This window comes from Pseudomonas sp. SG20052 (assembly GCF_031766055.1).
GTDB classification, from domain to species: Bacteria; Pseudomonadota; Gammaproteobacteria; order Pseudomonadales; family Pseudomonadaceae; genus Aquipseudomonas; species Aquipseudomonas mandelii.
Map to the genome: position 1 here is coordinate 3595143 of NZ_CP134498.1, position 14636 is coordinate 3609778.

Below are 14636 nucleotides of genomic sequence, written 5' to 3' on the forward strand. Positions count from 1 at the left end.
GTATGGTGCCCGAAGCCGGAATCGAACCGGCACGCCCTTACGAGCGGGGGATTTTAAGTCCCATGCGTCTACCAGTTTCGCCATTCGGGCGGTAGCGCGGTGAAGCTGTCTGGCTTGTGCAACAGAGGACGAAATATATACATCCCGCCCCGGTGAAGCAAGTTCGCAGATCCCCTTTTCAAGACAAAATCTTGCAAGGTTGCGCAAATAAAAAAGCTCCGTAAATCATAGATCTACGGAGCTTGTTTATAGTGGAGGCCGAGGTCGGAATCGAACCGGCGTAGGTGGATTTGCAATCCATCCACAAAACAAGCTATTTCAATAGGTTAGCAGCTTTACCGTTCCGCAAGCTACTGATTTTTAAAGGCCTGGACCCCACGGCTTTCAAGGTACTGGTTTTGGATTGCGGAACGGATTTTCGACTCTTTGCACGACGCATGCAGTAATAGCAGCGCCAGCAGTAGTAAACAGGAACAACGCGGAGACCAGCCAGTACAGCTTGTCAGGGACACTACCCGTACTATGCTTGGGTTTTTCGAAAGGAGTCGACCCCATGCCAGGTGAGTATTCGCTGTCGGATGTGCTGGAACGGATGTACCACAATCAACTTGCATTGGAGGCGGCGATCATGGAGCTGACGCAGTGGGTGGAACAACGGGATTCAGGGGAGGTAGGGGGCAATGCACGTGGTGCGCTGGACGCCATTGGAGAAAATGCGGGCCACATCAAACAAGGTTTAGCCAAGCTAAAGGGTTCGAGTATTTCATAAGCAACATCCTTCTAGACGTCGCCTGAGGCAATTTCCAGTGATGGTCAATTTTAACTCTAATGATGGGCTGCTATCGGACCAGGCCGTGTAAAAACGCATTCGTCATTTTGAAGTCAGCGTGGCTACGCGAAATCTGGCGTCGACCGGTCTGGTAAGTAGACCTGAAATTTGCGTAGCGACGCGATTTTTGGGCTGTTTTCGTCTGCCTCCGCAGATCGAAAACGTTTTTACACAGCTTCGGCCATTAGCTGCATTTGTGATGGTGCAGCTTTAGGCGAAAATCGGTCGGTGGTTGCAAGGAAAATGGCGAAAACGTCATTTGCGTTGACTGCTAACCGTGGTGCGCACCAGCGAGTAAACCTCTACGCAAGCTGTACAACTTTAACTTTGTTGTATCGTTTATTCGCGTGGTTCTTAAGAGAGATTAATAGGTTTAACAATGACCTCAAAAAAGCTCCATCCGTGCAACTATCCAACGGATCCATTTCTTGACCTTTTTTATATTAAATTATTATAAGATCAGTGGACTATTTAGCATGAAACAATAAGCCGCATTAGCCAGGCTGGGGAACTACAATTCAATCGGATTCATAATGCACGCTTCATCGTCCACATCACGTTAGTCACCTGACACAGAGGGGCTAAGTTTATTTGGCGAGATTCACCCCAACCGGAAGGCGGCCTGATATGTCAGTCAACCAGTTGTCTCCAGCTAATCGTATTTCCACGTCATGCTCCCAATGCACCGTACTGGAGCTATGCCTACCACTTGGTTTGACAAACGAGGAAGCCGAGCGATTGGACAAGCTTATCGTCCAGCGCTTCAAGGTCAAAAAAGGCGCCGCACTCTACCGTATTGGCGATCCTTTGCGTTCGCTGTATGCGGTGCGTATAGGTTCATTCAAGACCAACGTTCTTTCGATCGATGGACGTGAGCAAGTCACCGGATTCCAGATGCCCGGAGAAACACTTGGCTTGGATGCCATTAGTACAGACGTGCATAACTGTAACGCGTTTGCATTGGAGGACAGCGAAGTCTGCCCTATCCCCTTCACTCAGCTTGAGAGACTTGCCCGGGAGCTGCCATCATTGCAGCACAACCTGAACAAGATACTTAGTCGAGAAATCGTACGCGATCACGACATGCTGATGATGCTGGGTAACATGAACGCCGATGAGCGCCTAGCGGCCTTTCTGCTGAACCTGTCGCAACGATTGAGTATGCGTGGTTATTCATCCAGACAGTTCGTCTTGAAAATGCGTCGCGAAGAAATCGCCTCCTATCTGGGGCTTCGCCTTGAGACCGTTTGCCGGGGCCTCACTCATCTACGGGAACAGAGCTTGGTGGTTGTGGCAAAACGTGACGTCAAAATTTTGAACATGGAGGGACTTAAGCAACTGATAGCGGGCTGTAATCGCCACCTGATCTAACACCAGTACTTTTTTAATAATAGTCACTCACTTTAGTTATACGTCCCCCCTTAATAGGGGGGGACGACGACGGACAGTGGCGTCTGGCAGCTTGGTCAATGATTTGGCTATCCAGCGACGGTCGGTGGATCACCGTACGGAGGTCAATGCAGTGCATTCCCATCGCAGCCTTACGCTCCTGACAACAAAAGTCGGTAGCTACTCTTAGAGAAGGACATCGTCGTTTTCTGCCGTCTCACGACGGGCAGAAAACGGCCAAATTCCACAAATCAAAACGGATGCTTACCAGCCTACCTGTGGAACTAGGGAAGATTCACCAGGTTACACCCTTTTGTCGACTACGAAGCCAGGTTGCCAGGGGCCCAATCACCTCATGAAAAGCTCGCTACCCACATTTTTTCATCCCATATCTCTGAGGACTGCTAAATTTCAATAAAAGGGGGGGCCACCTGGTAGAGATCTGAGGTGAGTCATGAACGATGAGTTTAAGGTTCAAGAACTGAAGGCTTGGATGTTGATGTATCAGGACAAAATCTACAAAGAGGGCTCTCCAAGCATACACTTATCGGCGCTGATGGCGCGGGCTGATGGCATGGTCAACACCAATCTCATCACGTGGGAAGAGTGGCGAGAGCTCGAATTTTTGGCGAATGCTTTGTATCAACTGACAATAGAAGGAAATGGACTTCTGAAAGGAGGTCTGAATGACGATTGATTACACTGGGAGCACGCGCATGGACTGCCTGATATGTGGAAACAAGCGTTCTCGTGTTGTGTCTTCCGGGGTCTGGACGGAGTTTCATTGTCCTGAATGTGGTACTGGCCGCATAACCATCGAGCTTCTTAATTTGATGATGCTGCAGAGAGCTCGGTTTGATGTGTCCCTGAGTCGAAAATGGATTGCAGAACGACAGAGGTTCGACCCGCTCCCTATCATGCAAACCACAGATCTCCCATTTTTGACAATCCCCTGATTGCTGCTGGCCGATTTATGCCTGTCGCCACCGGAAGCTATGGGTCGGTTTCTGCCTCTCGCGACGGGCAGAAAACGGCCAGAAGCAATCACTCGCAGACGCGTTGGGATAATGTGTCGAATTGAACCATCGAGCTTCACTCCCCTTCACCGAGGATCTCTAATGACAAACCAATCCGCCATTGTCGAGGCGGTTCAAGAAATCGATCCTATGCTGCTCAGATCTTTGAGTGCCCTTCTTCCTAAGCTTTCCATGAACGCTCAAGCGATGACAATGGAAGATTGAAGCAGGTCGTGGACTCAGAGTGCTCCGACTTATTGGTAGTGAGAGCAGCAGAAGGAGTAAGCATTTGAGGGGCGTTGTTCCTAATTCATTTTCGCATTCCGACAGGCATTCGAGCCTGGATCGAAGACGTCGTAGTAAATGCCAGTGCTTGAGGTCAAGGCCGGCAAAGCACTCATACAAGCAGCAATAGAAAAAACCAAGAGCTCAGTGCGAAAACACTGGATTTAACATCCATTCCAGACCGTGAATCTACCAATCGTTTATACGAGGGGAAGGATTCTCGGTGCGCACAACGAAGGTTTAGCGACATATCAAATGAAGACTAGACAGTCCTTCATCGCATTGCGATTGCTCTTAGGTCATACGGGTTTGGTTGTCCGTGCTCCATTCGACCCTGTACACAGTATAAAATCCCGGTGCTTGACCGGGTTGCCAGCGTAATCATTCCCGCGATTCAAGACCACACTGCCAACATGCTGAAGATCAATATGCATTCGAAAAATCGTTTCTTGATATTACAAAGCAAAATAATAATTAGTTAGTTAAGCTGGTTTTTTGCCTTACGTTTAAAGGAATGTTGCATGAGGCTCTTCGGCCAAAATCCGCGATTTACGATTGTTTTAGCTGTTTTTTACGCCCTTTCAATCGTACTTGCGACGAGAATTACTTATCTTGCGATTTTTTCTCATGAATTCCTGAATAACGAAGGCCGTAAACGCTCAACGCGACTTATTGAAGTCGCCCCCATCCGCGGCACTATATTTGACCGATTCAATGAGCCGTTGGCGGTTTCCACACCCGTCAGCACCTTATGGGTAAACCCTAAACAGTTCACCCCAACCAAGCAGCAAGCAATATTATTAAATGAGCATCTTGATATTGATGCCTCGATAATTAGCCGTTTGAGCTTGAATACACAAGGCAAGTCCTTCGCTTATCTAGCCAGAAGGGTTGATCCGCAGGTGGCAAGTAAGATAGTGAAATTATCTATTCCCGGCATTTATGAACGCCAGGATTACAAACGATTTTACCCGCAGTCTTCGATGCTGGCTCAGACGTTAGGCGTTACCAACATTGATCAGAAAGGCATTGAAGGCATCGAGTTGCTGTATAACAAGCAACTTTCCGGCATGGCCGGCCTGGAAGAACGGACCTTAAACTTACACAAAAGAGTCACCAGCGAAATTCTTGTGCACAAACCCGTCATACCTGGAGACGATCTATTTTTAACCATTGACTCCACGCTTCAGTACTACGTTGAAAAAGCATTATCGAAGAGCGTTAAGGAGAATGCGGCCCGGTCGGCAAGTGCCATTCTAATACACGCCAAAACAGGGGAAATATTAGCATTATCCACGATGCCCTCATTCAACCCAAATGCGCGTAAAAGCTTTAGCGCGGACGCCATCCGAAACCGCGTATTTACTGATGTATATGAACCAGGCTCAGTGATAAAGCCATTCAGCATGGCCGCTATTCTGAAAGCAGGCGTCGTTGACAAGAACGCAATTGTTCAAATAGCACCCGGCTTCGTCAAGATTGATGGATATACGATTCGAGATGTAGGCAGGGATCAACAGTTAGACCTACCGGGTATTATCCGCCGCTCTTCTAATGTGGGTATGAGTAAGGTTGCGATTCCGACGGGAGGAGCAGCCATTTCGCGATTACTGATCGAGCTGGGGTTCGGAGATAACACCTCGATCTACTTTCCGGGGGAAAGTGTTGGGACAGTTCCAACCAGGCGAGTATGGTCAGATATAGCCACAGCAAGCCTTTCGTACGGCTACAGCTTATCGGTCAATCTGGCTCAACTTGCTCAGGCTTATACCGTCTTTGCCAATGATGGAAACCTAGTTCCATTATCGATAATAAAAGGTGAGACACAGCAACCCCGCAATGTCATAAGCCCGGAGGTCGCCAACAGTATTTTGGACATGCTGGTGCATGCAGTCGATGGACCTGGAGCAGGCGGAAAGCGCGCAGCTATCGACGGTTATGTCATTGCGGGTAAAAGCGGGACCTCTCGCAAGGCATCCAGTGGCGGATATCAAAGCAATACCTACAGAGCCATGTTCGTGGGTATCGCTCCGGCCAATGCACCTGAGTTCATTATGGCTATATGGGTAGACGAGCCCTCCGCCAAGGGTTACTTCGGGGGAGCGATTGCAGCACCGATTTTCAAGGAGGTACTTGAGGATGTTCTTCGTATCAGAAATGTACCGAGTAGCCAAAGTCAAACTTTACCAGCATCTCCAGGCACTGTTGGCACAGAACGTTCCGGCCCGGTCTAGATACCCGTCGAAGAAGCGATCGGTAGAGAACGGCTAATAGCGGTCACCCGATACCACACCGAAATGTATTGAGCATCGACCTATTCTCGGGGCCGATGGACCCATGGCGATGGTCGAAAGTACGATGCTCGTGAGTTTGCCAGCACAGGGACAACATCCATCATTCGGTATCGATTGTGCTGATCAATCTGCAAGCGGCCCGTAGCTACCCGACGCCCGCCCATCCAGACAGGGCATCGGATCAGTTTCCGGTGCATAGAGAAAAGCCGACCATGTCTCGTACGCTAACTTTTGCCGTTTGGCAGCTTCACTCCACTCGAAGCCTGCTACTTTGCGAGCTGAGACCAGCATCATCATGTGATTAGTTGCCGCGTCGAGCTCAATCAGCAGCTCATGAGACTTGTACCTGAAATCGTCGGTAGTACTCATATCGAACACTCAAATTTGAATAGGGTGACTCGGAAATAGAGAATCTTTTTATTCGTTGAGACCCTTGATTCTGTTTGCAAGGACAGTTGAACCAAGGGAGCTATTCTCCTTTTCTAGATCCCGTTTGGTGCGCCTGCTCTGGCTTGTCTGCAGCTGTAGAGTGGGTCGCCAAATTGCCAACGCATTCTTGAGCTTGCAATATCCCCCACTCCATCGCTTGCGTCATTGTTTCGCCCGCACGGGAGTCGAAACTTTCCTCAAACAACATTGCCCCTTGTGCATCATAGGCGCCCAAGAAAAGCTGGGTTTTCCCCCCCGTTGAAAGGCGCACCTGGACATTTAGAAATGTGCCATTGCTCAAGCGCTCCTCATGAGACCTGCAGTGAAGCGCCGGGTCTATCCAGCTCCAATAAACTCGTTCGCGGTTAATCATTTGGTTCTCCAATCCAATCGGGAACCTGTATCACCGGAGTATGGACACAGGAAGAGTGCGAAGGGCGATAGGTAAGGGGAATTTACGGTCAAAAGTCGTCAAAGTGATTGATATTTTTCCTTGTCTCCCGAGTAGAGCCCTGGAGGTTCGGCAATTTCGTTCTGGCTAGTTTAGAGTGCTATCCCATGACATTGACAGAGAAGCTTTTGGATTGGAATGCAAAATGGCAGATTATTCAGGGGACGATCGTTATGAGTCATGCCAGGCAGTGCAATCTGAATCTGAAAGAGCCCCCTTTTGTGTATGCGCTAGGTTGAGCAAACGCATCCACATCACCAGTAAGACCACTGAAGTCCAGACGAGTGTCATCAGAATTGAAAGTCCGAACAGTTGCTTATCCATGAGCGATCGCTTCGAAAAAGCCGAAGAATGAAGTAGAGGCAGCCCCCCAACAAGACTGGCGGGACGCCATCACGACGTTACACCGAACAGCCATCAACACGTTCGCCTAAAACAGCCCTCCCAATTCAGCGGGCGTCCAGTTCATGATGACCAGCTCGCCACTGATCTCGGCTTTCCCCTGCCGTTGGTTGGAGTTGCAGTAACGGATGTCCAGCGTCTCGAAATGGAAGCCCTCAAATACGCGACGGATGTCCGGATGGTCATTGATGCTCACCATCACCTTGCCTTTACAACGGCGCATGAAGTCGGCCATGCGCTCATAATTTTCAAACGGAAAGTCCACCCCGTAGCCGGCGGTCTGCCAGTAAGGCGGGTCCATGTAGTGGAAGGTATGAGCACGGTCGTAGCGTTCTGCGCATTCAAGCCATGGGAGATTTTCGACGTAGGTGCCGGACAGACGCTGCCACGCGGCCGACAGGTTTTCCTCGATGCGCAGCAGGTTGACGGCAGGGCCGGTGGTGGCGGTACCGAACGTCTGCCCGGTGACCTTGCCGGCAAAGGCATGGTGCTGCAAGTAGAAGAATCGGGCGGCGCGCTGGATATCAGTGAGGGTTTCGGGACGGGTCATCTTCTGCCACTCAAACACCTGGCGTGAACTGAGCGCCCATTTGAACTGGCGCACGAATTCTTCCAGGTGGTTCTGCACGACGCGGTACAGCGTCACCAGGTCGCCGTTGATGTCGTTGAGGACTTCAACAGGCGCGGCCTGGGGTCGCATGAAGTACAGCGCGGCACCGCCGGCAAAGACTTCAACGTAGCATTCGTGAGGCGGGAAGAGCGGAATGAGGCGGTCGGCCAGGCGGCGTTTGCCGCCCATCCAAGGGATGATGGGTGTAGACATAGAGAGCAAGACCTTTACTGTATGGATAAACAGGTGCTAGGCTCGCCGCGCTTCGTGCACGGAGTAAGAGCCTTGGCTGGACTTGCAGGGACCATCTGCAGGGACGGCGGTCGGGTTGGATGTTGACGCATCCAATCCGGCCGCTCTTTTCACTTCGGTGTTGAGATTTCTTTGGCGTAGGCCTGACAGGCCGCCAGGGCGATTAGTCCTCGGTCGCCCGCATCGGTGATGCCGATAATTCGTTCAGCATGCGCTGGGTCAAGGTGGGCTCTTGAGGGGCCATGAACCACGCCGCTGGTGGCGGTGGTGGCTGACACTGAGTCGTTGCCGGCGGCAACGGTTGCATCGAGTAGGACTGACAGGCGCAGATCAGCAGTGGCAAGACGGTCACGCAGGCGACCTTGATCACGTTGGACATCGCTCAAGACTCGATAATGGGTTTGTTCACTGGCCGACAGCCGTTGTTCCAGAGCCAGACGTTTGCCCTGCTCGGCCTGTTGTTGCGTCGCGGCAACCTGGGTCAGCTGATTCAGCGTCTCGGTCTGCAGGCGAGCTTGCTCCGCCAGTCGTTGTCCGTAGCGCCAATCCTGAACCTGCCAAGCCAGCGCGGCCGATCCGCTGGCCAACGCGGTCAGCAATAGACTGTTGGCTAGCAACCGATACGGCGCAGGGATCAGGTCGAAGAGACGCATAGCACCGCCCTCGCCCGTCCCCACAACTCCAGCCGATCTGCCAAACCATTGAGGCCACCGTTTATTTTGCGCGTGATCGCTTCGAACTCTTCCCGATCGGCCAACGTGTTCAGTTCTCGAACCCACCAGAACCACGCGGCCGACTCAGCCGCCCATTGCGGCAACTCCAGCAGCCCAGGAGTGCGCAACAGTCGCTCATCACCAAACAACGCCAAGCTGCAGCGCAAGTAATTGTTGTGCCCGGTGATCTGGATCAAGCCACGACCGCGATAACGCTGACCGTCACTGTCCGCTTCGGGTGTGTTTCCCAGTTTTGCGGCGAGGCTACCGGTGTCGTATTTGCTTAGGTACTGCTCCCCGCCCAGCTCACGAACGTACTGCAGCTGGCCCGACTCGTGCCCCACTTGGGCCAGGAACGCCGCTTGACGCGTCGGTGTATTGATTTGCCGGTGCGCCATGGCGGCGTTGAGGGCGGATACAAAAACGCCCGCTTGGCGGCGGGCGTTCGGCATGATGCGTTGTAGCTGTTGCTCGGTGATGGTCATACAAACTCCAGACATAAAAAAACCGCTCGCGGCGGCCGGGGGTGCGCAGGTGCGCGTTACAGGGTCACGACTTTGAGCGGCTTGGTTTCCTTCTTCTTTTTCTTGCCCTTGGCACTGGCCTTGCCGGTCTTGCCGCCGTTGCATTCGACGGTGGTCGACCAGCCGGCCTGGGTAAAAACCTGCTCGACGGAGTCGGCCAGGTATTCGCCATCGAGGCCGACCTTGAAGTCCTGGGCGATGATCGAGCGTTCGGCAAACAGATCCGTGCGGCCGGCCATCTCAAAACGCACGCCGGCGCTCGATCGGTTGAACGCGGCCAAGCGCGCCTTGGCGGCGGATTCGGCGGCGGTTTTGTCGGGGTAGATATGCCGATCGGTATGCACCGCCGGCAGCCCGGCCGGCAGGTCGTCATTGTCCAGGGACACCACCACCAGCTTTCCGGTTTTCTTGTCCTGATGCTTGGCCCCGACCGACTTGTGCGTGTTGCGATCGCCGAGACTGAATTGCCAGCGACTGACGTCACGGCGCGTCAGGGTGATCGCGCCGAAGGCCTTGCCGCTGGCGGTCTGCCCGCCCTGACGCGGCATCACCAACAACCTGCCGTCGGCGACCTTGGCCGTGCAGTCGTATTGCTTAGCCAGGCGCGTGATGAAATTGAAGTCCGATTCATTGAGCTGGTCCGCGCGGGCGACCTTGGTTGACACCGGACACCCCGGCGCCCAACCGTTACGCGCGGCGATGTCGCCGACGATCTTCGACAATGGCACGCCCTCCCAACTCCCGCTGCGGATGGTCTTGCCACTGCCGCGCATGTCGCTGGCCTTGCCCTTGATCACGATCGTATCCGGCGGGCCGGACACCGTGACTTCGTCGACCACATAGCGGCCCAAGCGGGCCAGCCCCGTCTCGGCATAGCCCAGGTAGACCTCGATCCCGATGCCGCGCCGAGGCAACGTCACCTGCCCGTCACGGTCATCAATGCGCAGTTCGAAGGTGTCCGAATCCATGCCCGGCTTGTCGGTGGTGCTGAGCTGAATCAGCCGATCGTTGATCAGGCCGGTGATGTCGGTGCCATCGGCCACGATGCGAAACATGGGAGTCATGGATTTTTTCCAAAAGAAAACCCGCACAAGGCGGGCTCAGGGCGGAAGTGGCGCGTTACGCGTAACGAACGGATTCGCCGGCAAGCGCTCCGGACGGCGTCAGTCCCACAAGGTGACTTGTTCCTGGGCGGACGCCGCCAGATCCGGCAGCACGATTACCACGCCGTCGCGGTACGGCTGCGGCTCATCGGCCAGCCCCTGATTGGCATCAAGGACCGCCTCCACGCTGCCGTTGAGGTGGCCATAGAAGTTATGGCAGATGGTGTCCAACAGATCCCCGTCAGACGTTCTGCATGTCGTCGCCATAGCGCACAAACTCCAGAGTGAACCCTTGTTTACGCGGAATGCCGCCCTGCATCAGCGCGCTTTGTTCTTCCTCGAGGCTTTTCAGGCACCAGGTGCCGAGCGCGTCGCCGTAGCCCGTGGTCAGGGTCAGCGGCTTGAGCTGGGCGCCGAGCGCGCGCAGCGTGTCGAGTTGCTTCAGGCCACCCTTGAAGCCCGGGAAAATCGCACCCTTGAGCGTGATCTTTTCGTCGCCGATGCCGACACCCTGTTGCGCCGGCCGACGCGACAGGCGCTCCTGAGAGGCCCAGCGGAATTCGGTCGAGCGGCGCAACTCATCAAAGGCCGCCGTATCAAGGTTGAAGAAATACGGCGGCACCTTGGGGTCTTGCGGCTGGATGATCAGCAGATGCGGAAATGGTTTCACCGCCTCCGGCGCCGGCGTCTGATCCGTGGCAAAGGCCCCCGTGGGCACGATGTTGGCCAGCGACGGACTGACCTTGCCGGCGATTTTGTTGATCGCCGTCGCCGCCTTGCTCGCCTGCTCCTTCAGCACCCCCATTCGCTCGTCAATCTGCGACAGCGCCCGGGTGGCCGTGCCGTACATGGCCACCACTTTTCCGACCTGGGCCTGAGCCGCATTCACCCCGCGCATGACGCGCTGAAGCTTGGCCCCGATCGCCGGACCGACAAAAGGCAAACCCTCCAGCTCGGACGCCGCGCCGGTGATTTCCCCGATCGCGCCATTCACCGGCCCCAACATGCCGTCCAGGCTGCGCCGGCCGGTTTCCCCGGCCGTGGCCAGAAATTTCATTCCCGACTGTAACCGCTCCAATGCAGTCTTGTTTTGATCAGACATAGGCCCTCCCGATTAAACGTGCGGCGCGTCAAACAGCTGAGCGCTCCCCATTTGCTTGGCCATGTCGCGATAGTGCTGATCAAGCAACGGCTTGAGCTGGCCGTACAGCTGCGCGGCGTCCTTGACGTCACCGTTGACCGTCAGCGAAAACGGCGCCTGAATCGCCACGTTGGACTCGACTTTGGGCGCCTCCGCTTTCGCCGCCATCGGCTTGACCAAGGCCCCCGCCGCCGCGTCCGCGCTGGCCGGCGGCAGCATCATGGCTTTGGCCGCCTGCCCCGGTTGCGGCGCCGGATCTTCCAGGCCCGAACGAATGACTTTCGGGCGACGCAACTCCGAACCCGGAAAACGCACCTTGTTGGCAAAGTGCGGCATCAGCATGGCGTCTTTCGAGTCGAGGTCGCGCGGGTCATACGACACCGGCGGCGCGGCCGGCATGATCGGCGCAGCGGCCGTCGTCGCGGCGACACTCGCCCCCGGGCCGGCGGCGGGATTGGCCAGCATCAGCGGCCCAGTGGTCGACGGGGCGAACGATTGGGCAATCCCGCCCAGCACCGGCGGGATGTCCTTGCCGGCATTGGCCATCATCAGCGGCCCGGCGGCAGGCAGACGCTTCAGCTCGTCAGGCGTGCCAAACGCGGCCTTACCCAGCGCACCGCCCAGGGCGTCACCGCCCTGGCTGCCGAGATAGCCGCCAATCAAACCGCCGACGAAGGTGCCGATCACCGGCAGGACCATCGTGCCGAGCGCCGCACCAGCGGCCGCCCCGGTCAGCGTACCCGCCAAGCCCCCCACGGCCGCGCCATAGCCTTCGGCTTTTTCGTCCTGCGTCACCGCGTTGTCGTAGGTGTCCTTGGCTTTCAAACCGGCCTCAACGACCGCAAAGATGGCCGGCCCCTTGACCCCCGAGGCCACGGTTCGACCGACCCCGCTCACCGCCCGCCCGACCGAACCGGCAGCGCCGACCGTGCTGGCCGCCTTGGCCGTGTTTGCGGCGGTCGAGGCGACACTGGCCAACTTGCCGCCTTTACCACCCCGGCCGCCCTTCCTGCCCTTCTTGTCGCGTTTGCCGTCGTCGTCCAGATCGCCGGCATCCAGACCACCGCCCCCGCCACCACCACCGCCCACCACAATGACTTTTTGCGGAATGTTCGGATTGCCCATCAGCGAACCGCGCCCGATGTTGAGCAAGCCTTTGGCGATCTTGAAGGTACTCATGGCGCTCTGAAAGGCGATCACCGCTGCCACGGCCGCGCCGATGCCGGTCACCAGCTTGGGCGATTCGTCCGACAGCTTGCTCAGGCCTTGGGTGACGTAGGTCAGCCCGTCCGCCACGGCATCCGTGACCGGGCGGAACGCGTCGCCGATCGCGCGCATGGCGTCGTCCGCGCCCTGGGCCATTTCCGCCCACTTCTGCGCCGACGACTGCCGGCGTTCCTCCAGGTTCTTGTCCAAGATCCCGGTGGCGTTGGCCGAGTCCTTTTTCAGACTGGCGTACAGCTCCTTGTTCTGCATGAACGCGGTCAGCGCGCCCTTGACCTGCATGTCAGCGAACAGATCGCCGGTGCGCAAGGCTTGCTCCAGGGACGCGATCATGGCCTTGGCCTTTTCCGGGTCGGCCTCCTTGCTGATCTTGGCCGTGGCCTCGGCCATGGCGGCGGCCTTCTTCGGATCGGTCGCCGCGATGTACTTTTGCGCCAGTTCAAAGCTGGATTCCAGAGTAGATTTACCATTCTGCAGCCCGGTATTCATCGACGCCTGATAATCGATCCCGGCCTTTTTGTAGGCCTCGACCGTGTCACCCGAGCCGATCTTTTCCATCCAGTTTTTGAGGTTGTTGGCCGCCTCATCGGATCCGCCGGCAGTCTTCATTTGCACCTGAAGCATGGCGCCCAGTTGCGACACCGAGTCCATGCCGGTGATGCCCAGCTTGCCCATGCCCGCCAGCAACTCGGGGAACCAACGCGCCATGTCGGCCGCCTCGAAACTGCCCGCCTGCCCTTGGTAGGCGATCGCCTCCAGGGCCTTTTGCATAATGGCCGGGTCGGTGATCTTGGCGTTTTGCCCCAGGGCGTTGATCATGCGCGCCGTTTCGCCACCGTCGGAGCCTTGCCCCACGGCGAACTTGGCGGCGGTCGGGGCGTATTGCAGGGCCTTGTCCAGCTCCATACCGGCGCCCACTAGGGCGTTGACCACCTCGGCCACCTGATTGCGCGCCATGCCCGTATCGCGCGACGTGTCGACGATCTTTTTCGACAACTGCGCTTCTTCGGGCTTGTTGGCAATGTTGGACTTGATCGCGATGTCACGAATGATCGCGCCATAGTCCGCGCTGACCTTGGTCGGAATCGCCATCGCCGCCGTGGCGGCCACCGCTTGGCCGACACTGCTTTTGAGTTTCTGCTTGCCTTCGTCGAGTTGCTGGTGACCTTTGGCCTTCAGCTCGGCCTTGTTCGCCGCCTGCCCCATGGCCGCATAGGCCTTGGTCAGATTGCGCACCTCTACGCCTTCTTTCTTCAGGCTGTTCAGATTGCTTTCGAGTTGCTTTTGCAACGCCGAGGCACCCTTCTCGCCCGCCATGTGCGCCCGGCGCCATTCGTCGCGCAGGCGCATGGTGTCGCCAATGGTCTTTTCCAGCACCCGGGCTTTTTTGCCTTCCGTCTCCAGCCGCTTGATGCGACTGGTGATGTCCTTGAACGCCGAGCCCACTGTGGAGCTGACCGCCCCGCCAATGACCAGACCGAGCGCGAGTTTGTTCGCCATGTGCGTGCCCTATACGTCGGGGAGTTCAAAGGCGGCTCGATCCGTGAGCCACCACAGCATCTGATCGAAGGGCAACGCCTCAATCTCGGCCGCCGAGAACCCTGTCTCTTTGGCCAAGCGTTGAGCCGTGTCCCTGAGCGTGACGGCGTTAAACGTCGTCCTCTTCGACCAGGCGAAAATAGCCCGCCGAAAGGCGCTGGTAGTCCTTGAATTTCAGGGTCAACAGCTCGACCTCAGACAGCCCGGTCAAGCTGCCGAACAACGACAGCTCCTGCTTTTCATAGTCGCCATTGCCGGCGATCTTGGACGCGCGCCAATCCTTGAGACTGGGCGCACGCATGGTCAGCGAATCAGTCAATACGCCGCTGATCAGGGTTGGGTATTTGAGCGTTACGGTCACGCTCTCATCGACCAGCTTCAGCCACTTCGGCAAGGTCGGCTCGCTGGTGTCTTGGGTTACTTGAGTCATGTTCT

Annotated in this window: 15 protein-coding genes and 1 tRNA gene; 5 read left to right on the plus strand and 11 right to left on the minus strand. The window is 56.1% G+C overall.

All coding sequences use genetic code 11. The features are described from left to right. Positions 1-3: 3 nt before the first annotated feature. Positions 4-90, minus strand: a tRNA-Leu gene (locus RHP74_RS16470). Positions 91-553: 463 nt separating this feature from the next. Between RHP74_RS16470 and RHP74_RS16475 the strand changes: the two genes are divergently transcribed. The 5 genes from RHP74_RS16475 (at position 554) to RHP74_RS16495 (ending at position 5753) form a co-directional block, all read left to right on the plus strand. Then, positions 554-769, plus strand: coding sequence for a hypothetical protein (locus RHP74_RS16475; protein ID WP_311095848.1), 216 nt, complete (start codon positions 554-556; stop codon positions 767-769). A gap of 687 nt (positions 770-1456) precedes the next feature. Next, entirely contained in the window at positions 1457-2200 is a 744-nt protein-coding gene (locus tag RHP74_RS16480; protein ID WP_311095849.1) for a helix-turn-helix domain-containing protein, read from the plus strand. A 472-nt stretch (positions 2201-2672) separates the two neighbouring features. Next, complete coding sequence (locus RHP74_RS16485; RefSeq protein WP_311095850.1) at positions 2673-2915, plus strand: hypothetical protein; 243 nt, start codon at positions 2673-2675, stop codon at positions 2913-2915. A 421-nt stretch (positions 2916-3336) separates the two neighbouring features. Next, positions 3337-3459 carry a hypothetical protein gene (locus RHP74_RS16490; RefSeq protein ID WP_311095851.1) on the plus strand — a complete coding sequence of 41 codons (123 nt, stop codon included), beginning with the start codon at positions 3337-3339 and terminating at the stop codon, positions 3457-3459. A gap of 581 nt (positions 3460-4040) precedes the next feature. After that, complete coding sequence (locus RHP74_RS16495) at positions 4041-5753, plus strand: penicillin-binding protein 2 (RefSeq protein WP_311095852.1); 1713 nt, start codon at positions 4041-4043, stop codon at positions 5751-5753. Between the two features lie 183 nt (positions 5754-5936). Here RHP74_RS16495 and RHP74_RS16500 read toward each other — a convergent pair whose 3' ends face one another. The 10 genes from RHP74_RS16500 to RHP74_RS16545 form a co-directional block, all read right to left on the minus strand. Continuing rightward, entirely contained in the window at positions 5937-6182 is a 246-nt protein-coding gene (locus RHP74_RS16500; protein WP_311095853.1) for a hypothetical protein, read from the minus strand. Between the two features lie 100 nt (positions 6183-6282). Beyond that, complete coding sequence (locus RHP74_RS16505) at positions 6283-6615, minus strand: hypothetical protein (protein ID WP_311095854.1); 333 nt, start codon at positions 6613-6615, stop codon at positions 6283-6285. 508 nt (positions 6616-7123) lie between these two features. Further along, positions 7124-7918, minus strand: coding sequence for a DNA adenine methylase (locus tag RHP74_RS16510; RefSeq protein ID WP_311095855.1), 795 nt, complete (start codon positions 7916-7918; stop codon positions 7124-7126). A 149-nt stretch (positions 7919-8067) separates the two neighbouring features. Then, positions 8068-8610, minus strand: a complete 543-nt coding sequence (locus tag RHP74_RS16515) for a lysis system i-spanin subunit Rz (RefSeq protein ID WP_311095856.1) — start codon at positions 8608-8610, stop codon at positions 8068-8070. Further along, the gene (locus RHP74_RS16520; RefSeq protein WP_311095857.1) at positions 8592-9155 is read right to left on the minus strand and encodes a glycoside hydrolase family 19 protein; all 564 of its coding nucleotides are present in this window, start codon (positions 9153-9155) and stop codon (positions 8592-8594) included. Before RHP74_RS16520 ends, RHP74_RS16515 begins: the two co-directional genes overlap by 19 nt. Before the next feature lie 56 nt (positions 9156-9211). Continuing rightward, on the minus strand, positions 9212-10258 hold the full coding sequence (locus RHP74_RS16525; protein ID WP_311095858.1) for a contractile injection system protein, VgrG/Pvc8 family: 1047 nt from the start codon (positions 10256-10258) through the stop codon (positions 9212-9214). A 99-nt stretch (positions 10259-10357) separates the two neighbouring features. Further along, on the minus strand, positions 10358-10564 hold the full coding sequence (locus RHP74_RS16530) for a tail protein X (RefSeq protein ID WP_311095859.1): 207 nt from the start codon (positions 10562-10564) through the stop codon (positions 10358-10360). Beyond that, entirely contained in the window at positions 10539-11399 is an 861-nt protein-coding gene (locus RHP74_RS16535) for a phage tail protein (RefSeq protein ID WP_311095860.1), read from the minus strand. The genes RHP74_RS16530 and RHP74_RS16535 overlap by 26 nt, the downstream gene beginning before the upstream one ends. A gap of 12 nt (positions 11400-11411) precedes the next feature. Next, positions 11412-14162 carry a phage tail tape measure protein gene (locus tag RHP74_RS16540; protein ID WP_311095861.1) on the minus strand — a complete coding sequence of 917 codons (2751 nt, stop codon included), beginning with the start codon at positions 14160-14162 and terminating at the stop codon, positions 11412-11414. A 148-nt stretch (positions 14163-14310) separates the two neighbouring features. After that, complete coding sequence (locus RHP74_RS16545) at positions 14311-14631, minus strand: phage tail assembly protein (protein WP_311095862.1); 321 nt, start codon at positions 14629-14631, stop codon at positions 14311-14313. Positions 14632-14636: the final 5 nt, after the last annotated feature.